At 64.0% G+C, this 20,877-nt stretch carries 11 protein-coding genes; 6 read left to right on the plus strand and 5 right to left on the minus strand.

Annotated features, from left to right (window positions below):
• Positions 1-141 precede the first annotated feature (141 nt).
• From DMY87_RS01790 to DMY87_RS01800, 3 genes are all read left to right on the plus strand, one after another.
• Positions 142-1,170 carry a LacI family DNA-binding transcriptional regulator gene (locus DMY87_RS01790; RefSeq protein ID WP_110789564.1) on the plus strand — a complete coding sequence of 343 codons (1,029 nt, stop codon included), beginning with the start codon at positions 142-144 and terminating at the stop codon, positions 1,168-1,170.
• A 199-nt stretch (positions 1,171-1,369) separates the two neighbouring features.
• Complete coding sequence (locus DMY87_RS01795) at positions 1,370-2,683, plus strand: enoyl ACP reductase FabMG family protein (protein ID WP_165826151.1); 1,314 nt, start codon at positions 1,370-1,372, stop codon at positions 2,681-2,683.
• 383 nt (positions 2,684-3,066) lie between these two features.
• Positions 3,067-4,236: an MFS transporter gene (locus tag DMY87_RS01800; RefSeq protein ID WP_110789566.1), complete on the plus strand. Its 1,170-nt coding sequence runs from the start codon at positions 3,067-3,069 to the stop codon at positions 4,234-4,236.
• A gap of 12 nt (positions 4,237-4,248) precedes the next feature.
• Here DMY87_RS01800 and DMY87_RS01805 read toward each other — a convergent pair whose 3' ends face one another.
• The 3 genes from DMY87_RS01805 to DMY87_RS01815 all read right to left on the minus strand — a co-directional run bounded on the left by DMY87_RS01805 (position 4,249) and on the right by DMY87_RS01815 (position 9,341).
• The gene (locus DMY87_RS01805; protein WP_110789567.1) at positions 4,249-4,677 is read right to left on the minus strand and encodes an Ivy family c-type lysozyme inhibitor; all 429 of its coding nucleotides are present in this window, start codon (positions 4,675-4,677) and stop codon (positions 4,249-4,251) included.
• Positions 4,677-8,141 (minus strand): chromosome segregation SMC family protein, encoded by a 3,465-nt coding sequence (locus DMY87_RS01810; RefSeq protein ID WP_110789568.1) that lies wholly within the window; start codon positions 8,139-8,141, stop codon positions 4,677-4,679. The genes DMY87_RS01805 and DMY87_RS01810 overlap by 1 nt, the downstream gene beginning before the upstream one ends.
• 456 nt (positions 8,142-8,597) lie before the next feature.
• Positions 8,598-9,341 (minus strand): DsbA family protein, encoded by a 744-nt coding sequence (locus tag DMY87_RS01815; RefSeq protein WP_110789569.1) that lies wholly within the window; start codon positions 9,339-9,341, stop codon positions 8,598-8,600.
• 338 nt (positions 9,342-9,679) lie between these two features.
• On the opposite strand from DMY87_RS01815, the gene DMY87_RS01820 reads away from it, so the two are divergent.
• Genes DMY87_RS01820 through DMY87_RS01830 form a run of 3 tightly spaced genes read left to right on the plus strand, consistent with a single transcriptional unit; the run spans position 9,680 to position 15,828 of the window.
• Entirely contained in the window at positions 9,680-11,080 is a 1,401-nt protein-coding gene (locus DMY87_RS01820) for a tetratricopeptide repeat protein (protein ID WP_165826125.1), read from the plus strand.
• A gap of 9 nt (positions 11,081-11,089) precedes the next feature.
• Positions 11,090-13,600: a FecR domain-containing protein gene (locus DMY87_RS01825; protein ID WP_110789571.1), complete on the plus strand. Its 2,511-nt coding sequence runs from the start codon at positions 11,090-11,092 to the stop codon at positions 13,598-13,600.
• Positions 13,597-15,828 carry a CHASE2 domain-containing protein gene (locus DMY87_RS01830; protein WP_110789572.1) on the plus strand — a complete coding sequence of 744 codons (2,232 nt, stop codon included), beginning with the start codon at positions 13,597-13,599 and terminating at the stop codon, positions 15,826-15,828. The genes DMY87_RS01825 and DMY87_RS01830 overlap by 4 nt, the downstream gene beginning before the upstream one ends.
• A gap of 37 nt (positions 15,829-15,865) precedes the next feature.
• Here the strand turns inward: DMY87_RS01830 and DMY87_RS01835 are convergent, their stop codons facing one another.
• Together DMY87_RS01835 and DMY87_RS01840 are read right to left on the minus strand one after the other, a co-directional pair.
• A complete protein-coding gene (locus DMY87_RS01835; protein WP_205908129.1) occupies positions 15,866-18,145 on the minus strand; it encodes a SulP family inorganic anion transporter in 2,280 nt (759 codons plus the stop codon).
• 165 nt (positions 18,146-18,310) lie between these two features.
• Positions 18,311-20,617: a SulP family inorganic anion transporter gene (locus DMY87_RS01840; RefSeq protein ID WP_165826126.1), complete on the minus strand. Its 2,307-nt coding sequence runs from the start codon at positions 20,615-20,617 to the stop codon at positions 18,311-18,313.
• Positions 20,618-20,877 lie beyond the last annotated feature (260 nt).

Here is a 20,877-nt window from a genome sequence, read left to right on the forward strand (position 1 = left end):
TCGACGTTGGATATCTTGTAATTGAGGTGCGCACCTCAACGCAAGTTAATTTTGAGGTGCGCACCTCAATTTCTTGCTTTTCGTTTGAATTTGTTGGAAAAGTCTTTTGCAGCCCTCACGCCCGGACATTCGAAAGGCCCCATGAGACCCACCGCCAAAGACCTCGCGGAAGCCGCAGGCGTCAGCCTCGCCACGGTCGATCGCGTGCTGAACGATCGCCCCAATGTGAGCGAGAAGGCGGCACGTCTGGTCAACGAGGCGATCGGCCGGATCGGCTTCGTGCGCAATCCGGCAGCGGTGAACCTCGCGCGCAACCGGACCTACCGCTTCCGCTTCGTTCTGCCGCTGGCGGGCGACCAGTATCTGCAGGAATTGCTGGCGCAGGTGGCGGAAGCGCGGGAGGCGCTGCGCGGCGACCTCACCGATATCGACGTGGCCCAAGTGCCGGTCAGCGATCCGCATGCGCTGGCAAAGTATCTCGCCTCCCTCGACCCGGAGCAGATCGACGGTGTCGCGATCATGGCGCCGGAATCGCCGCAGGTGCGCGATGCCATGGCCCGCCTGATCGAGCGCGGCATCAAGGTGGTGCAGTTCCTTTCCGGCCAGGAAAAGCTGCCGACGGCGGATTTCGTCGGGGTGAACAACTTTGCCGCCGGCGCCACGGCTGGCAAGATCGTCGGGCGCTTCTTAGGCCAGACGCCGGCCAAGATCATGGTGGTGGCCGAAACCATGATGGCGCAGGACAGCATCGAGCGCCGGCTGGGCTTCGACAAGATTATTCGCGGCCAGTTTGTACACTTAAGCCCCCTGCCCTCGCTGGAGACCTATGGCGACGAGCGGCGGGCAGCCCAGGTAATCGGGCGGATGCTGGAGCACAATCCCGATATCGGCGGTGTCTATGTGCTGAGTTCGGAAGCGCGTATTCCGATCTCGGCCATTGAGGCGGTGACCGATCCAAGACGGTTTACTGTCGTGGTGCATGAGCGCACGCCGTTCAGCGAGGAGGCGTTGTGCGACGAGAGAATCGACGCCGTCATTGCGCAAAATCCTGGCCATGCGGTGCGCAGTGCCGCGCGTATCATGCGGGCTCGGGTCGAGCAGCGCGCGCCGCTCGCCTCGCAGGAGACGATCCGGATCGAGATCCTGCTCAAGGAAAACCTGACGCCGTGATACAGCCGGCATCGGCGCCATCGGTGGGGTTGGTGACAGCACAAGAGGGTGTTTGCACCCGCAATTGTTACAAGTCATCACGCAATGCGATAAACGGTCACTTAAAATGACCGAAGAAATCGCTTCAGGATGATGCACTGCGGTCGAGACTTTGGTAGTGGGCATGCACGAGTATTGTAATCCGGAATCGAAAATGACCCTGAAAAGCCCGGTGCCCCTGACGCAGATCCCGCATAACGACCTGTATCGCAAGGGCGACGTCTTCGTTCTCTTTGGTGAATTGTTCGGTCGCGGTTATGTCACCGGCCTGCTGGAACAGGCGAAGAAGGCCGGCATGGAGATCATCGGGATCACCGTTGGTCGCCGCGACGAGCACAACAAGCTGCGTCCGCTGAACGATGAGGAACTCGCCCAAGCCGAAGCCAATCTCGGCGGCCGGATCATCAACATTCCCGCCATGGCCGGCTTCGATCTCGATGCGCCGGAAGGCGAGCCGACGCTGACGGACCTGCTTTCGGCGCTGACGCTGGAAAACTGGGAAACCGAAAAGCTCGACTGGGCGCATATCGAAAAGTGCCGCGATGTCGGCGTGAAGCGCTTCCAGGACGCGGTCGCCAAGATCATGGCCGAGCTTGAAGGCATGATTGCCGATGGCAAGAACGTGCATTTCGCCCACACCATGGCCGGCGGCATTCCGAAGGCCAAGGTCTTCCTCGTCATTGCCAACCGCATCTACAAGGGTCGCGGCGCGCGCCACATGTCGTCGCAGGTGCTCTTGGAAAGCGATCTCGGCAAGCTGATCCTGCAGAACTTCGACGAAGTCTCGGCCAACACCTTCCGCCACCTGATCGAAGGCAGTGCTGCCATCCGCGCCCGCATCGAAAAGAGCGGCGGCCAGGTGCGTTATTCGGCCTATGGCTATCACGGCACCGGCATCCTGATCGGCGACGACTATCGCTGGCAGACCTATACGAACTACACCCAGGGCTATGCCAAGATGAAGCTCGAGGCGATTGCCGAGGAGGCTTACGCTTCCGGTATCAAGGCGACCGTGTTCAACTGCCCCGAGATCCGCACCAATTCGTCCGACGTCTTCGCCGGCATCGAGCTGCCGCTTCTGCCGCTCCTGAAGGCGCTCAAGAAGGAAAACGGTGGCGCGCGGGCTGAGAAGATCTGGGCCGATTGCGAAGCGCTGCTGGTCGAGGGTGCTACCATCGACGACGTGCTCAAAAAGATCGCCGATTTCCAGGTCAGCGATGTGATGGAGCCGTTCTACGACTTCAACAAGTGGCCGATGCCGAACAGCCAGGGCCAGTCCGACATCACCATCGGCACCTCGACCGAGATTGCCCAGATGCACAAGGACGGCAAGGCGCTGATCTCGGACTATCTGAGCGTGCTCGTGGTCGAGGCAACCGGCGCTCTGATCTTCGGTGAAATCGCGCATCCCTCGGCGCCGGTCATCTGGCTGAACCATGATGTGGTGGCGCGGCAGATTAACAAGGCTGGCTGATCGGGCAAAGCGAATAGGCAGTAGCCAATAGGTGGATGCCGGGAGCTTGCTTCCGGCATTTTTTATTTGCGAGGGATCGTCATCCTCGGCCTTGTGCCGAGGATCTACTGCCGCTGCTATTTGCTCGACGTTTATAGCCTTTCCCTCGGGCCTCCCATTCATCGCCACCCTTTGCAGATCCTCGGCACACGGCCGAGGATGACGGCCTGTATCACGCATGGTCTCCTGCCCGCCGGATGGCTCGGCGCTCAGCACCACCCCATAAGCCCTTTTGCGGGGGCGAACCGTTCGGCGTCTCGCACGGCTGGACTTGTCGCCCGGATGCTGGCACGTCCGTGATCAGTTGTCTGACAAATCGAGTCGTCCACAAATCGAGTCGTCCCATGCGTATTCCCCCGCAGTTTCGCGTCTATATCGCCTTCTTCCTGTTCGCCATGTCCACCGGCGCGATGTTTTCGCGCCTGCCGGACCTGCAGGCGCATTTGTCGGTGAACAAGGCCGAACTGGGGATGACGCTGATCGGCATGGCGATCGGGTCGCTGATTTCGCTGACCTTCTCCTCGCCGCTGATCGTCAAGCTTGGCACGCGTACGACGCTGGCCATTTCGCTGCTCGGCGTCATGGCGCTTTTGTCGACCATTCCGCTGTTGCCCAATGCACCCTCGGTCTTTGCCACGCTCTTCGTCATGGGCCTGCTCGCCGGCGCGCTGGAAATCTGCCTGAACGTCGAGATCGGACGGATCGAGGCCGAAATCGGCTTCGGCATCATGAACCGGGCGCATGGCTGCTGGAGCCTCGGTTTCTTCGTCACCGCCATCACCGCCTCGCTGGTGCGCCAGGCCGAGATCAGCATGCAGATGCATATGCATGCACTGCTGGGCGTGATGTTCGTGATCGGAGCAGTGACGGTCGGCGGCATGAAAAATGCGCCGCATCTCCCCCATGTCGGCGCCGCGCAAGACCAGCCGCATTTCGCCCTGCCGACGCTCGGCCTGCTGCCGCTCTGCATCATCGGCACCTCGGCCTTCCTGATCGAGGGCGCCGGCATCGACTGGTCGACGATCTACATGAATGAGGTTTTCGAGGTCTCGCCCTTCATCTCCGGCTCGGGCCTCACCCTGTTTGCCTTCTTCATGGCGCTTGCCCGGCTGACCATCGATCCCGTCGTTGATCGGCATGGCGCGCGGCTTGTCGGGCGTGTGCTCTTGACGGTGGCCGCATTCGGCATCGCGCTGGCGTGGGTCGCGCCGCATCCTTATGTGGCGCTTCTCGGCTTCGCGCTGATGGGGGCCGGCTGCAGCGCGGTCTATCCCATGGCGGTGACCGCCGCTGCCCAGCGTACGGACCGGCCGGCCGTGGTCAACGTGGCGGCGATTGCGCAGATGGCCTTTGTCGTCTTTTTCCTCGGCCCGCCGCTTCTCGGCTTCGTTGCGGAAACCTTCGGCATCCGCAATGCCTACCTCGTCTGCCTGCCGCTGGTGCTGGGTTCGATCCTGGCCAGTTCGGCACTGCCGGTGCGGGTGATCAAGGCCGGGCGAGAGGCCGCGGCGTGAGGCTCATTGCCGTCAGTTGGCCAATGCCACCAGTTCGTCGGGGGTCGGGTCGCCGAAGAATTTGACGCCGAGTTCGGCGTCGGAAACCTTGAGGACCGCATGTTTGCCATCGGCGGAAAAGATCGCGACCAGCCGGCTCGCATCACAACGGCCGGCCTCGCAGGCGCGAAACAGCTGCCGCCTTTCGCCCGAAACCACGACCTCTTCGGATGCGAGCGCCACATAACGCGGCTGGCTGACCAGAGTGCGGACCCAGAAGGGCAGCCCCGGTTTGCCCTTGATCATGTCCATGAGACTGTCTCGATGAACCGCCGAGGTTTCAAGAACCTTGGGCAGGAAGTTGCCGGAGAGGGAAGTGTCGGGAAGACCGTCCGTGTCTTGCGTCGCGGCAGGGGCCGCGAGCGACAACACCATCAGAGCGGTGAGAATGGAGCGTCGCATCACACCAGATCCCGCTCGCGCAGCGCCTCTGCCGTCTGCAGGTCGACGGAGACGAGCTGGCTGACACCCTGTTCAGCCATCGTCACGCCGAAGAGGCGGTTCATGCGGGCCATGGTGATGGGGTTGTGGGTGATGATGACGAAGCGGGTCTCGGTGGAGGCGGCCATCTCGTCCATCAGGTTGCAGTAGCGCTCGACATTGTGGTCGTCGAGCGGTGCGTCGACTTCGTCGAGCACGCAGATCGGCGCGGGGTTGGTGAGGAAGACCGCGAAGATGAGCGCCATGGCGGTGAGCGCCTGCTCGCCGCCCGAGAGCAGCGTCATGGTCTGCGGCTTCTTGCCCGGCGGGCGCGCGAGGATTTCGAGACCGGCTTCCAGCGGGTCGTCGCTTTCGATCAGCTGCAGCTCGGCGGTACCGCCGTTGAACAGGTGGGTGAAAAGGCGCTGGAACTGGGCGTTGACGACGTCGAAAGCGGCGAGCAGGCGTTCGCGGCCCTCGCGGTTGAGGCTCTGGATCGCGCCGCGCAGCTTGCGGATCGCATCGATGATGTCGTCGCGCTCCTTGATCAGGGCGGCGAGCTTGTCCGACAGTTCCTTCTGCTCTTCTTCGGCGCGGAGGTTCACGGCGCCCAAGCGCTCGCGCTCCATCTTCAGGCGGTCGACATTGCGCTCGACCTCGCGCAGGTCGCCGATCTGCGAGGGGTCTTTCAGGCCCGTCAGGCGGAAGGCCTCGTGCGGGGGCACGTTCAGCGCTTCGGCGATGCGGGCCTCGGCATCGACGCGCCATTCCTTGGCCGAGACCAGGCGCTCTTCGGCGCGGCCGCGCTTTTCCCTGGATTCGGCGAGTTCGGCGAGCGCGGCGGCGGCCTTCTGGTCAGCCTCGCGCTGACGGGTTTCGGCGTCGACCAGGCGGTCGGCGGCGTCGCGGCGGTCCTTTTCGGCCTTGTCGAGGGCGGACATCAAGGCGCGACGCTTGTCCTCGAATTCATCGGGCGCCATTTCGAGATCGGTGATCTCCTCGCGGGCTTCTGCCTCGCGTTCGCGCAGGGTCGCGATGTGTTCTTGCGCCGATTTGGCGCGGTTCTGCCAGTTCTGCTTTTCCTGGCGGATCGCAAGAATGCGGCGGCGGCGCATCTCGTCTTCGCGGGCAAGCCCTTCGAACCGGGCACGGGCTTCGGCGAGCAGGCCACGGTCGCGCGCAACCACGGCTTCGGCTTCCCTGAGGCGGGCATCAAGGGCGGAGAGATCGGGCGTCTCCTCCATCTCGATGCGGGCGGTCTCTTCCTGCTCGACGATCTCCTCGATCTGAGCTTTCAGGCCGTTCACCGCCTCCTCGATCACCTCGCGGCGGCGGATGAGATCGCCCGAGGCGCGTTCGGCCTGAGCGAGCGCGTCGCGGGCTTCGGCGAGCGCGCGCACCGTCAGGCGGCTGCGGTCGCGGGCATCCGTGAGGCGAGCTTCCTCAGTGCGGATGGCGTCGGCGGCCTCAGCGAGGCGATCCTCGGCCTCGACCATCTGGTCGCGGGCTTCCTCGGTCTCGATCTCGATTTCGGCGAGGCGGTTCTTCTGAGCAAGGCGGAGCGCTGCCGCACTCGGGGCATCGGCGCCGGTGACATGGCCATCCCAGCGATAGACGGCGCCGTCGCGGGTGACGAGGCGCTGGCCGGGCGCGAGGCTCGCCATCAGGCGGAGGGCGTCAACTTCTTCGACCACGCCGATCTGGCGGAGCGCTCGGGCGAGGGCTGCGGGTGCACGGACATGGGCGATGAGCGGCTGTGCGCCGGACGGCAGCGCCGGATCCCCTGCTCCGTCGCCATTGCCATGCCAGTGGGCGGGGGCGGATGGGTCGAGGGCGCTGTCGAGGTCGTCGCCAAGCGCGGCACCGAGCGCCGTTTCATAGCCGCGATCGACGGAGAGGTCGTCGGCGACGGGCGGGAAGTCGCCGGTTGTTGTCGAAGCCAGGATGCGGGCGATGGTGCGGGCTTCGGTCTCCAGACCGTTGACCCGCGCACGGGCGGCTTCGAGCGGCTGGCGCAGGTGGCTTTCGGTGCGGCGCGCCTCGGCAAGCGCTGCCTCGGCTTCCATAGCGGCGCTTTCGGCATCGGCGACGGCCTGTTCGGCGATCTCGACCATTTCGCGCTTTTCGTCCGGATCGGGCAGAGCCGCGATGCGGTCGGAGATGTCGGAGAGTTCGCGGGAAGCGTCCGACACCTGGCGTTCAAGCCTTGCGCGGCGCTCAGCGAGATCGCGGATGGCGCGGTCCAGCTGGTTGCGGCCGGCGGCGGCTTCGGCGCGCTCGGCGGTGAGCCGGGTGAAATCGCGTTCGCTGTCGGCAAGGGTCGCCGCAGCCGCGTCGAAGGCTTCTTTCGCCTCTTCGGCAAAGCGGCCGGCATCGGCGAGGATTTCCTCGAGTTCGGCCTCTTCTTCCGCCAGCCGCTGGATGACCTCGGCGTTTTCGGAAACCAGACGCTCCTCGCGGCGGATGTCCTCGTCGAGCTGGGCGAGCCGGCGGGTGAGCTCGTCGCGGCGGCGGAGGATGCGGCTGGCCTCCTCGTCTAGCTGGCTGCGGGCAATCTGCAGGCGCTGGAGGGCGGCGGCGCATTTCGCCTCCTCCTCACGCAGTTCCGGCATCTTCAGGCTGGCGACGGCCTGCAGCTTGGCCGCCTCCATCTGGAAGTTCGCCTTTTCGGCGACAATGGACATGGCCTGGTTGAGGGCGCTTTCCGCCTCGCCCTCGGCCTGTTTCGCCTGCGCCCAGCGGATATGCAGGAGCATCGCCTCATGGGCGCGGATATCGGCCGACAGCTGCTTGAAGCGGTTGGCCTGGCGGGCCTGGCGTTTCAGGCTCTCGATCTGGCTTTCGAGCTGGGCGGTGATGTCTTCCAGCCGCTCCAGATTGGTTTCGGCGGCGCGAAGCCTGAGTTCGGCCTCGTGGCGGCGGGAATGCAGGCCGGAAATGCCGGCGGCCTCTTCCAGCAATTGCCGGCGGGCCTGGGGTTTTGCTGCGATCAGCTCGCCGATGCGGCCCTGGCCGACCATCGAGGGCGAGCGGGCGCCGGTCGAGGCATCGGCGAAGAGAAGCTGGACATCCTTGGCGCGGGCTTCCTTGCCGTTGATGCGGTAGACGGAGCCGGCACCGCGCTCGATGCGGCGGGTGACCTGGATCTCGTCGGCATCGTTGAAAGCGGCCGGCGCCGTGCGGTCGGAATTGTCGAGATAGAGGCCGACTTCCGCCGTGTTTCGGGCCGGGCGATTGCCGGAGCCGGAGAAGATGACGTCGTCCATGCCGGACGCGCGCATGTTCTTGTAAGAATTCTCGCCCATCACCCAGCGCAACGCCTCGACGAGGTTCGACTTGCCACAGCCATTCGGCCCGACAATGCCGGTGAGGCCACGCTCGATGACGAATTCGGAGGGCTCGACGAAGGACTTGAAGCCGAGAAGACGCAGGCGGTTGAATTTCATCGGCACAGCCTCCCCTTGAGGGGGAGGGTCGGACCGCAGGTCCGGGGTGGGGTGATACCGCCAACGTCGAACGAGAGCGCCCCCCTCTGCCCTGCCGGGCATCTCCCCCACGAGGGGGGAGAGCCGCGCGCGGTTATCTTCGAGGCAGCCGCTGGCGTCGAGGTCGTGGCTGATAGTTTGAAAAGGGAGAACGGGGACCTGAGGCGGGAAGCAAGCGGATTTCCGCTCTCCCCCCCTGTGGGGGAGATGCCCGGCAGGGCAGAGGGGGGTAACGCCAGATGCAGCTTTACGAATGCGCCCCTCATCCCCGGCGCAAATTTTGCGCCTGACCTGCCGCCACCTTCTCCCCGCGGGCGGGTAGAAGGGCGATCAACGCCGCCCTCGCCCATTTGGCCACCAGACATACAAACGGGCGCACGGGTTTCCCCGGCGCCCGTCGTCAGAACGGTGCGTCGATCATAGCAGGCTGTCGATGAGGGCCGACATGGAGTCAACCGACATGTCCCCCGAATAGGCCTTGCCATTGATCAGGAAGGTCGGGGTCGAGTTGACACCGAATTCCTGGGCGCCGCGATCGCGGACAGCCGACACATCACCGGCAAGCTTCGCGTTCGTCAAGCAGGCGTCGAAGGTCTCCTGTGTAAAACCGCCGAGTTTCGACAGTTGCAGCATGGCGGAGCGCACATCGCCATTGTCAGGGGCGGCCCAGGCGCGCTGCTGCTTCAGGAACATCGAGACGAAGGGGAAGAACTTGTCTTCGGTGGTGCAGCGCGCCAGCATGAAGGCGGCGAGCGAAGCGGTGTCCTGCGGGAACGGGAATTCGCGCAGCACGAAGTAAGCCTTGCCGCTGTCGACATATTTGGTCTTGATCGCGTCGAAGGTGGTTTCGTGGAAATGGGCGCAATGCGGGCAGGTCATCGACATGTATTCGATGATCTTGACCGGGGCGTTCGGATCGCCGAGCGTCATTTCCTTGAGCGGGCCGGGCTTCAGGGCCGCTTCCATGTCGACATCGCGATCGGCCTTCGGCATTTCGGCAGACGTGGTCGAGGCCGTGGTCTCGTTGCTGACCGCCGGCACCGGCTGCTCGGCACTGGCCGACTTCTCGTCGCTGCAGGCCGACAGGGCGGCAACGGCGCCAGCCAGGGCAATACCGCTCAGCAGGCGGCGCTTGGTGATCGTGAGTTCAGACATCGACATCGGTCTCTTACCTGTTGGAATGACGGTTGTTCTGGGCTCAACCGTTATAACGGCAGATGGCGGCAAACAAGGCAGGCTGCCATGAGAAAAATCAAAGTTCCGTGACCTTTTCAAGGACACAGCGTCACCCATTGCCTGCAGGACGCATATCCCACGCGGAACGTCAGTCCGTGCCCGACACTTGCCCTTGCTGCACTGCAGCCTTACAGATGTGCGCTTGCCGCGCAGCGCGCGGGAAGGCACCAAACTTGGCCGTTCAGTGCGTGTTTCTTCACTTCATAGTTCGGATCAACTTGCCGTAAATGATTTTATTCGGGTCGTTTCCAAGAGTTGCAATCATGTTTTATTCATTCAAAAGTTTCAGCAGGCTCTTTTCCCGGACGATCCACATTGGCGGCATGGTGATTTGCTTCGGCCTGCCGCTCACCTGCGGCGACGCCCTCGCCCAGTCGTCGCAGAATGTCGGCCCCCGGCCCGGCGGCCAGTCGCTGGATGTGATCGAGGCCGAGCGCAAAAAGCTCTTCGCCCAGATGATGGCGCATCCCGACGATCTGGACACTGCCTTCCAGTATGCCGCCCTCTCCTCCCAGGCCGGCGACCTCGAAGGGGCGGTCTCGACGCTGGAGCGCATGCTGATCTATGCCCCCGGCCTGCCGCGCCTGCAGCTGGAGCTCGGCGTGCTCTATTACAGGCTCGGGGCCTATGAGACGGCGCGCCAGTATTTCGAGGGCGCCCAATCGGCCGGTGACGTGCCGTCCGAGGTCAAAACCAAGGTCGAGGACTATCTCGCCGCGATCGACAAGCAGGCGGCTCCATCGTCGCTGACCGGCATGGTGCGCACCGGCATCCGCTATCAGAGCAATGCCAATGCCGGGCCCGGCAATTCGACCGTGACCCTGAACGGCCTTTCCTACAGGCTCGACGAGCTGACCGTGGCGGGTGAGGATTTCAACGCCTTTCTTACCAGCTCCGTGCGGTATCGCCACGAGCTGGACGAACAGGGCATTGCCATCGAGGCCGGAATTTCCGGCTATACCGCCGGGTATCGCGACCGGGATGCCTTGAACACAGGAGCTCTCGAAGGTTATGTCGGCCCGACCTTCGACCTTGCCCGCTTCGGTCTCGACGACCGGACCCTTTCTGTCTTCTTTCTGTCAAGCGGCGTGCTGATCGAGGGCGATCGCTATCTCGCCTCGATCGGCGCCTCGACCACATTCAACTGGCAAGTGACGCCGACGGACGGGGTGGCTGCACAGCTCGAATATCGCTACGAGGACTACAACAATACAAAGTCCCGCCAGAGCGCCGAATATCAGACAGGCGACCGCATCGACGGGCAGCTTTCCTATTCGCGGCAGATCACCGAGGATTTCAACATTTCCAGCCGGGTGCTGGCCACACGGCGCATCGCCGAGACCGACTATCTTTCGTCGACGGAACTTGGTCTGGGGATCGGCAGTGCCTGGCGTTTCGCCGCGCCGATCGGCGATGGTCCGGCCTGGGTTCTGGCCCTCGACACGGCTGTGTCACGCCGCAACTTTGACGGCCCGGACGCCATGATCGATGCAGACGAGCGCCAGCAGGATACGGAATTCAGCGTCAATCTTCGGCAGATCGTGCCGTTTACCGACAGCGTGGCACTGGTGGCGGAGGCCGGCTACCGCAAGGTCTGGTCGAACTACGACATCAAGGCCTTCGACAATATCAGCGTGTCCCTCGGCATCCAGTCGAGCTTCTAGGAGAGCACCATGAACCGCATCCTGTCGACCTCCGCGCTCCTTGCTGCTTCCGTCGCCATGTCCATGGCCGCCGCCGCCCCCAGCCGTGCCGAGGCCAATGTCGCCGGTGTGACGGCCGCAGTAAACCCGACCGCCTCGGCCCTCCAGCCGGGCGGAAAGCGCAAGCTGATCTCGCTTGGCGATCCCGTGGTGCGCGACCAGCGCATCGAGACCGGACCGGAGGGCCTGGTGCAGATCCTGCTTGCCGACGGCACGTCGTTCACGGTCGGGCCAAACTCCTCCATCGTCATCGACAGCTTCGTCTACGATCCGGAAAAGCAGACGGCATCGCTCGCCGCCACCATGACCAAGGGGGCCCTGCGCTTCATCGGCGGCAAGGCTTCGAAAGCGAGCGGTGACGTGAAGATCGACACGCCGATCGGCACCGCCGGCATTCGCGGCGCCGTTGTCGACATCAACCTCGACGGCCGGACCGCCGACGGCCAGGTGATCCCGCCGCATGTCTCGCTGGTGTTCGGCAAGCAGGTGGAATTGAACAGCCGCGGCAGTTCGGAACGCGTCTTCCGGCCGGGCTTTTCGATCGTCGCCGGCGATGGCGGCAACAGCGTCAGGCGGACACCATCCCTCTGGGTGAGCAGCCTGCAGCAATATCTCGCCGGTCGGCCGGGCCTGACCGGCGGCGCGAAGATGGTGCCGACCGACCAGAGCGTGCGCAACAGCCAGGTGGCGACCAGCAATTCACAGCAACCGGTGGCGAGGAACAACATACCCGTTCCCCGCCCCCGGCCCTTGCCGGTGGCATCGCCGGACGAGATCGCGGCAACATCGACGCGGGACAATACGCGGCCTGAGGTGCCGGAGGAAAATCCCGGCGTCGAAGTCCCCGTGCCAAGCAGCGCCAGCGTCAGTGTCGGCGTCGGTTCGTCGGGCAAGGTGAACACGCGTTCCGGGACGGTCACGCAGAATGCGGACGGGACCATTACCGGCAGCTACGGCGCCGACAGCTTCATTCTTCCCGCACTCGCATCGACCTCGTCGCTGATATCGCAGACGGCCAACGGCACAGCCAATGGTGCCGCCGTCAGCGGCACCGCCTATACCGGCAGCAACGGTTTTGTCGCCTATCTGCTCACCAATGGGTCCGGTGACCCGTTCTATGTGATCGGCGGCACGCCGGCGAATGCCACAAGCACGCTTTCGAGCGGGCAGATCCTTCACTATGTGCTGAAGCCGGATGTGCTCAACGCGGCGATGGTGAATGCGGATGGCATCACCATCCCCTTCACCAGCGGTTTTCCCGCCGGGCCGACAGTCGCCAGCGACCTGCTTGTTGCCGGTGTTTCCACCAGCAACGGAAAAATCGGGCGTGCCATGCAGGCATCCCTTTTGATCGACGGTGCCGGCACCAGTCAGACAAGTGCGATCAATGTCACGGCAGGCAGCATCGGCTTGTTGCAGGGTGGCGGATATGGATTGACCGGCTCGACTGCGGGTTCGGGTCGGGACACCGCGAACAGCCAGGCCTCGCACGGTCAGGGGATCACCACGACGATCGGTTCGACGGCCGGAGGCGACCAGTTCTATGGTAGCGGCGGCGAGTACTTGGTCGTCGGGACCGGCAGCCTCCCGACCGTCGACTTCGGAGACCCTGACGGTGAATTCCAGGGTTATGACTATGTGCATGTCGCGGGTCGCAATGACGCGGCATCAACTGCGGCAGTGAGAAGCTTCGGCAGCCAGACGCGGACGGGTTTTTCGTCGTGGGTGCTGCGGTCGTTTGGCTCCAATACGATCCGCGCGGGACGGGCGACCGTCACCTTCGATGCCACCCAAGGCACCTTCACCGGCGGGATCACGTCCGTCGGCGGGGATTATTATGCCGACTTCTACGGTAATGACGACCGGACCTATCTCAGCGACACGCTGATGGCGGCGACCAGTTCCAAGGACGGGACCTATATGGTCTCATCTGCGGCCGTTCCGGCAAAGATCTTCAATGGCAACACGTCGGCGCAGATCTGCACCAGTTGCGAGTTCATGACCTGGGGCTGGTGGGGTCGAAACCTTTACGGCGAAGTCGACTACAAGGTTCATCTCGGCAACTGGATCATCGGAGAGCGGCCGGCGAACACGGCCGTTCCCACAACGGGCAGCGCGACCTATACCGGCAATGCCGTCGGGACGGTGCTGAACAACGGTGCGCAATACATCGCGACGGGGAACCTCGCGGCGACGATGAATTTCGGCGCGCGCACCGGTACAGTCGAGATCAGCAATTATGACGGCAAAGGCACGTTCGGCGCCAATGTGAGCTTCCAGTCCGGCGGCAATCCGGTGTCGACGCTTACCAGTTCATCGACGATCGGCATTGCCACCAGCGTCACCGGCGCCTTCGCCTCGGATGGCACCGGCACTCCGTCCGGCAATGTCAGGGGCGTGATGGGGAACTTCACGGCTATCGACGGCACCTGGTCGTCGACAGGCATCTTTGCCGGAAGCACCACGGGCGTCGTTCCGTGACCGACCGCATGGCGGAGACCCGGCGGCCACAGGCCCGCCCAACACGGCGGCTTTCCTCCTCCCAGCGTCGGCGGCTCGGCGTCATGCTGATCGGAGCGGCGGCGTTGACAGGGGTGGTCACGCTCCATGCCGTCTTCGCCGACCAGGCCTTTCGCCTGACCGCCTTGGTCTTCGACAGCTATCAGAGCTTCAAGCCGCGGGAGGCGACGGACCCGCCGGTGGCGGTCATCGATATCGACGAGGCCTCGATCGCGAGGCTCGGCCAGTGGCCGTGGTCGCGGCGGGTGGTGGCCGACATGGTGACGCGGGCAAGCGCATTCGGGGCTGCGGCGGTCGGCTTCGACATCGTGTTTTCCGAACCGGACCGGACCGCACCTTCCCGGCTGATTGCGGAAATGCGCCGCCAGGGTGTTTTCCTCGACATGGCGGGAACCGACCTGCCTGATCCGGATATCGCCCTGGCCGAGGCAGCACGCGTCCATCCCGTGGCGCTCGGCATTGCGCTGACCAACGAAACCCAGGCGCCGGTCGCGCCGCCGAAAGCCGGCTTTTCCTTCCTGGGCGAAGACCCGAGCCCCGCACTCAACCGATTTTCCGGTGCGCTCTCCAATCTGCCTGTTCTGACGCAGGCGACCACGGCTGTCGGTTACTTCTCCTTCCCGCCGTCGCCCGACAATATCATCCGGAGTTTTCCGCTGGTCTCGACGGCCAGGGGCACGCTTTATCCCGCCCTCTCGATCGAAACGCTGCGCATTGCCCAGCAGGCCGGCTCCTTCATCGTGCGCTCGGCGCAGAGCGGAGGCCGGCTCGCCATGACCGACCTGCGTGTCGGGGCGCTCGAGGTGCCGGTCGGCCCCGGTGGCGAGATGTGGATCTATTACTCCGGCCTGCCGGCCATGCCGGTGATTTCGGCGGCGGACCTTCTTGATCCTTCCAAGGCGGCCACACTTGCCGGCCAGATTGAGGGCCGTATTCTGCTGATCGGCACCAGCGCCGTCGGCTTGCGCGATCTCGTGGCAACCCCCGTTGATCCGGCCATGCCGGGGGTGAAGGTGCATGCCGAGATTATCGACCAGATCGCCAGCGGTGTGTTCCTGCAGCGGCCGGACTGGATCACGGGTGCGGAACGCGGTCTCGCCGTCGTTGCGGGGCTTTTGTTGCTTGCGGTTCTGGCACTCGGCTCACCGGCAATCGCCGTCGCCTCCGCCGTGCTGCTTTCGGCCGGGATCGCGGCTGTCTCCTGGCTCGCATTCTCAAAAGCGCTGGTGCTGTTCGATCCGCTTCTTCCGCTCGCCGGACTTGCCTCCGTGCTGCTCACCTCGCTCCCCCTGCTCTTGATGCTGACCCACCGGGAAAAGCGCTTCGTGCGCGAAAGTTTTGGTCGCTATCTGTCACCGACGCTGGTCGAACGGCTATCGGAAGACCCGGAAGGGCTGAAACTCGGCGGCGAGGACCGCGAACTGACCATCCTGTTTTCCGACATTCGCGGCTTCACCACGCTCTCGGAGAGCCTCACGCCAACCGAACTGACAGCCCTGCTCAACGGCTTTCTGACGCCGATGACCGACGTGCTTCTGGAGCGCGAGGCGACGATCGACAAATATATCGGCGATGCGATCATGGCCTTCTGGAACGCACCGCTCGATATCGAGGATCATGCGAAGAAGGCCTGTGGCGCCTCGCTGGCCATGATTGCGGCTCTGGAGGCGCTGAACCGCCAGCAGGGCACCTCGCTCAAGATCGGCATCGGGCTGAACACCGGCATGGCCTGCGTCGGCAATCTCGGCTCCGATCAGCGCTTCAGCTATTCCTGCCTTGGCGACAGCGTCAATCTCGCGTCCCGCGTCGAGGGCATGACCAAGCTCTATGACGTCGCAATCCTGGTCACGGAAGACGTGGTCCGTCAGGCGCCCGGTTTCGTCTTTGCCGAGGTGGATCGGGTGAGGGTCATGGGACGGCGGGCGGCGGTGCGGCTCTATACGCTGCTCGGCCGCAACAGCGATGCTGCTGTTACCGACATGGCGCCGGTGCTCGCTAGGCACGATGCCTTTATCGATGCCTGGCAGGCCGGCGATTTTGCCGCGTGCCGGCGGATGATCGAGGATTTGGCGAACTTGCCAGCCAATCCGCTTACCGGCACGCATGCGCTCTACCGCGACCGGCTGTCTGCCCTGCCCGAGAGAGCCACAGAAGACTGGGACGGCGTGTTTACGGCGACGAACAAGTAGCGTGTCCTCAAGGACTCCACCGGGTGCCGACGGAAATCTACTCGTGCAGCGACTGCACCACCCGGTTGGCGATGGTGAGGCGTTCGGCGAGCGTCGTGGCACAGAGCCGATGGATGAGAAGTGCCAATTGCGGATCCGCCTTTTCCAGATGACGCAGCTGTTGCCTGACGAGACGGTAGACGGTCGAGGGGACTTCGGCGACGACATCGGCCGTGCGCGGACCGCCCCGATAGATCGCGATTTCCCCGAGCACGACACCGGGCTTCACCGTGCGCAGGCGCAAGGACCGGCCATCCGGCAGGCGGGCCTCGACCTTGGCCCTGCCCTTCCACAACAGGAACAGATCGTCGCCGGGCTCTCCGGCGCGAATAAAACGATCACCGGGCTCAAGATCGATCCGCTCCATCGCGGCAACCAGATCGTGCAGCCTGGCATTGGGGCCGATGGTCTGGGCCAGATAGTCCTCGACATCGTTCCAGTCGACCTCGCGCGGCAAACTCGCCAGCAGGCGCTCCTCACAGCGTTCCAGCGCATGATCGAGATCGCGCTCGATACCGACGGTCGGGTCGTCCACGACATCGAGACCATTGCGGCGCAGCGCCGTCTCGACCCGTTTGTTCAAGCCGCAGACCAGAAGCTCGACCTCGCTTGCCACCAGCATGTTGCGGATCTTGACGAAGGCGGCGCAGGCGGCGGCGTCCATGCCGCTCACCCGGCGGAAATCGAGAATGACGAAGCGCAGCGACAGTCGCGTGCGATCGGCAAGCCGCTGGCGAACGGCGCCGATGATCTGCTCGACGGTGCCGAAGAAGAGGAATTCCTGGAGTTCCAGAACCTGGACCTGATCGCCCTCGAGATCCAGCACAGCGTTTTCGGCGATGGGACGATCGATGCTGGAGCGGCGCTGACGCCCTGACGTATCGGCCCGGATTACCGAGAGGCGGGCATAGTTGTAGACGAAGGTGACAATCGACAGCGCCAGGCCCAGCGCCATGCCGCCGATGAAGCCGAAGGCCAGCATGCCAAGCGGAATGGCAAGGACCACCAGCCATTCGCTGACAGGCAGCTGGCGGCGCGAACCCCAGAGCCAGTCGTGGATCAGCTCGAAACCGAGGGTGAGCATCAGGCCGGCGGCGATGAAGGTGGGCATGGCGCCGGCCAGCTGGCTGGCAAAGGGCAGCATCAAAAGCAGGACGCCGGCCGTGGCGATGCCGACAGAACGGGCATGCGCGCCCATGCGGTTGGCGAGCAGGGTCATGCTCAGCCCCGAAAAGCCCGGAGCGCCACCGAGGCCGCCTGCCACGAGGTTGGCAAGGCCAGCGATGCGCAGTTCGGCATCGGCATCGATCTCACGGCGCGTCGCGACCTCCAGCCCGCTGGTGTTCAGGAGAACACCGACCATGCTGAGCAGAGCCACCGAGGCAATGGCCGGAAGCGCATGGGCGACCACACCCCAATCCGCGCCGGTGACGATGGCGAGCGGTGACGGCAATTGCAGTCCCGATGTCGGCGGCATGGACGGCAACCACTGCAGCATACGGGCCTGTTCCGCACTGGCGCCGATCACCGCCAGCATTGCGTAGAACAGCAACGCGCCCGCGAGCATGACGAGAGGTGCGGTTACGGGGTTGCTGGCATTTTTCAACGCCAGCGTCAGCACAATGGCGAAGATCAGCGCGATATAGAGATTGGCGAGGGCCTGGTGGCCAAGAGGCTGGATGAGAAGTTGTGCCAGCGAGCGATCACCGACCACCATCATGATTGCGCCCTGGATGAGCAGAAAACCGGAGCCTGCGAGGAAGCCTGCCACCACCGAGAAGGGCATGAAACGCACCAGCCGGCCAAAGCGGCAGGCGCCGAAAATCCAGAAGATTGCGCCGGTGACCACCGCGCTTGTGCCGAGAATGGCAAAGGCGGTGTCGATGCGCGCCGCTTCGGAGGCCGACTGGAGCGACGGCTGGGCCATGGCTCCGGCGATGGCTGTCGCGAGGATCGCGATGCTTGCCTCCTGAACCTGACCGACGCTGGAGGGATAGCGGCTGCGCAGGGCAATCAGCAGCGCGATGACGACGCAGGAGAGCAGGATGACACCGACCCCCATGCCGAAACCGGCGGCAAGCGGGCCGGTGAAGATGAGAGCGGCAAAAGCGATGCTGGTGCCGAGACCGTCAATGCCAGCAATGCCGGCAAAAAGCAGAGGTGCTGCAAGCCTTGCCAGCCGCCCCTTAGGCAGAGTTTTCGGCACCGTTGCCTCCCGTGCCGGAATGACGGCATCGGCGGGCAGTTCAGGCTGGAACTTGTAATTGCTGACGTTCACCGTGGCCATTCCTGCAAGCTGGCGGGTCGATGCACCAGGGAGGCGAGGAGTTTGACCGATTGGTAGACCCGGCTTCAGCACCCGACAACGGGCGGCATCCGATGCGCCCAAACTTGGCCGATGATGTCGGCGGAAGCCTTTGTGCGCGTTGGCAAATTTGGCTTCTCATTCGTGCAGCGCCTGGACGACGCGATTGGCGATGGTCAGGCGCTCGGCAAGCGTCGTGGCGCAGAGCAGGTGTACCAGGACGGCCAGCTGCGGGTCGGTTTGTTCGAGACGGAGCAACGCGCTGCGGGCGAGCCTGTAGACCGTGGACGGCAGTTCGGCAACGACGTCGGCGGTGCGGGGGCCGTCGCGGTAGATCGCGATTTCACCGAGGACGACACCCGGTGTGACGGTGCGCAGGCGCAAGGTGCGGCCATTCGGCAGGCGGGCCTCGATCTTGGCACGGCCTTTCCAGAGGAGGAAAAGATCGTCACCGATCTCGCCGGCGCGGATGATGCGATCACCGGGCGCCACGTCGACGCGCTGCATGATGGCGACGAGGTCGTGCAGGCGGTCGTTCGGCCCGATGGTGCGGGCGAGATAGTCTTCGACATTCTGCCAGCCTTGTTGCCTCAAGGCGCCTGCGAGCAGATGTTGCTCGCAGTGCTCCAGGGCGCGGTCGAGATCGGGTAGACGGAGCAGCGCCGCGTCGTCGTCCAGATCGATGCCGTTGCGGCACAGGGTGCGTTCCGTCTCGCCGGACAGTCCGCAGAAGATCAGAACCGCGCCTTCGGCCGCAACGAGATTGCGGGTCTTCAGGAAGGTGATCGCGGCGGCGGCATCCATGCCGCTCACCCGACGGAAATCGAGGACCACATAATCGAGCCGCAGGCGCGTCTGATTGCGCAGGCGCTGGCGGATCCGGTCCATCACCTGTTCAGCGGTGCCGAAGAAGAGGAATTCCTGCAGTTCGAGCAGCTGGACGCGGTCCCCTTCCCGCTCGATCACGGCGTTTTCGGCAATCGGGCGATCGACGCTCGACCGGCGCTCGCGGGACGAGGCTTCGACACGGATGACGGAGAGACTGGCGTAGTTGTAGACGAAGGTGACGACGGAGAGGGCGAGGCCAAGCGCCATCCCGGGGAGGAAACCCATGACGACCATGCCGAGCGGGATGGCGAGCACCGTCAGCCACTCGCTTTGGCTCAACTGGCGGCGCGATTTCCACAACCAGTCATGCAGCATTTCAAAGCCAAGCGTCATCATCAGGCCGGCGGCGATGAAGACCGGCATGATGCCGGCGAGCTGTCCGGCAAAGGGCAGCATCAACAGCAAAACGGCTGCGGTGGCGAGGCCGACAAGCCGTGTCCTTGCTCCCATGCGGTTGGCGAGCATGGTCATGGACAGGCTGGCAAAACCCGGCGGCCCGCCGATCAGACCGACGACAATATTGGCGAGGCCGGCGGTGCGCATCTCGCGGTTGGCATCGATTTCCCGGCGGGTGGCAACTTCGAGACCGCTGGAATTGAGAAGAAGGCCGATCATGCTGAGAAGGATGACGGAAGAAACCGCCGGAAGCGTATGGGCCACCGCCCACCAGTCTGCGCCAAAAAAGACGGCGAGCGGCGATGGCAGGTCGAGGCCACCCGATGGTGGCATGGCCGGCAGCCAGTGGATGCGGCGGGCCTGTTCGAGCGGCAGGCCGATCGCGACCAGCAATCCGTAAAAGAGCAGGCCGCCTCCGAGCATCACAAGCGGCCCCGTGGCGGGACTGGCAAAACGGCCGAGGCACCACAACAAGACGATGGCAAAGATGATGGCCACCAGCAGATTGCCGAGGACCGGGAGCTCATGGGGTTGCAACAACGCGGCAAACCCTCCCTTACCCAGCACCATCATCACGGCACCCTCGACCATCAGCGCGCCGGAGCCTGCCAGGAAGCCGGCGATGACGGAAAAGGGCAGGAACCGGATGAGCCTGCCGAAACCGAAGGCGCCGAAGAGCCAGAAGACAATACCGGTTGAAAGTCCGCTCACGGCCAAGACGGCAAAGGCGGTCAGCAACCTCGTCTCATCGGTCGCATCCGTCATCGCCGAGGTTGCTGCTGCGATGGCCGAGGCGAGGATGGCAACGCTTGGTTTGCGCACCTGGCCAATGCTGGAGGGATAACGGCTGAACAGCGCCATGGCCAGAACCAGCACGACGCTGGAGAGGAGGATCAGGCCGACACCCATGCCGAAGCCCGAGGCAAGCGCGCCCGTGAAGATCAGGGCGGCAAAGGCGATGCTGGTGGAAAGCCCATCCATGCCGGCAACGAGGGCAAAGAGGAGTGAGGCGGTGATCGTGGCGAAGCGGTCCGAGCTGCGGGAGGCTGTGGGAGTGAGGACGCGGGAGGTCGTTGCACAGTCTGCCGCTTTGGCGGTTGCCTGTGAGGCTGACGGGTCGTTCAGGGACCCAGCGTTGCGTGTCGGACTGTGAAGATTCACTTTGGAATCCATAACGGGGAGCTCGACCACGGATTGGTCTTGCGCAAATGGTAGACATCACCCGAGGCAGGCGGCAACGCTTAGGGGCAATCGGCCCAAAGATGGCCGCCGCATTGCAGCATGTTTATGCCGCGACGCGAAAACAACACGACGGGAAGAGTGTGCGTTTGTCACGGGGCAGACATTGCTGTCGTTGCTATAACTCCAATCAGTGTCCGCTTGCACGATCATCTGAATACGTTGATAAGGAACAAGAAATT

The sequence above is a fragment of the Peteryoungia wuzhouensis genome, assembly GCF_003205195.1.
GTDB classification, from domain to species: domain Bacteria; phylum Pseudomonadota; class Alphaproteobacteria; order Rhizobiales; family Rhizobiaceae; genus Allorhizobium; species Allorhizobium wuzhouense.

Excerpts from the sequence above, each read along its gene's own strand:
- DMY87_RS01790 (WP_110789564.1), top strand. The coding sequence starts at position 142 with ATGAGACCCACCGCCAAAGACCTCGCGGAAGCCGCAGGCGTCAGCCTC.
- DMY87_RS01800 (WP_110789566.1), top strand. The coding sequence starts at position 3,067 with ATGCGTATTCCCCCGCAGTTTCGCGTCTATATCGCCTTCTTCCTGTTC.
- DMY87_RS01805 (WP_110789567.1), bottom strand. The coding sequence starts at position 4,677 with ATGCGACGCTCCATTCTCACCGCTCTGATGGTGTTGTCGCTCGCGGCC.
- DMY87_RS01810 (WP_110789568.1), bottom strand. The coding sequence starts at position 8,141 with ATGAAATTCAACCGCCTGCGTCTTCTCGGCTTCAAGTCCTTCGTCGAG.
- DMY87_RS01815 (WP_110789569.1), bottom strand. The coding sequence starts at position 9,341 with ATGTCGATGTCTGAACTCACGATCACCAAGCGCCGCCTGCTGAGCGGT.
- DMY87_RS01820 (WP_165826125.1), top strand. The coding sequence starts at position 9,680 with ATGTTTTATTCATTCAAAAGTTTCAGCAGGCTCTTTTCCCGGACGATC.
- DMY87_RS01825 (WP_110789571.1), top strand. The coding sequence starts at position 11,090 with ATGAACCGCATCCTGTCGACCTCCGCGCTCCTTGCTGCTTCCGTCGCC.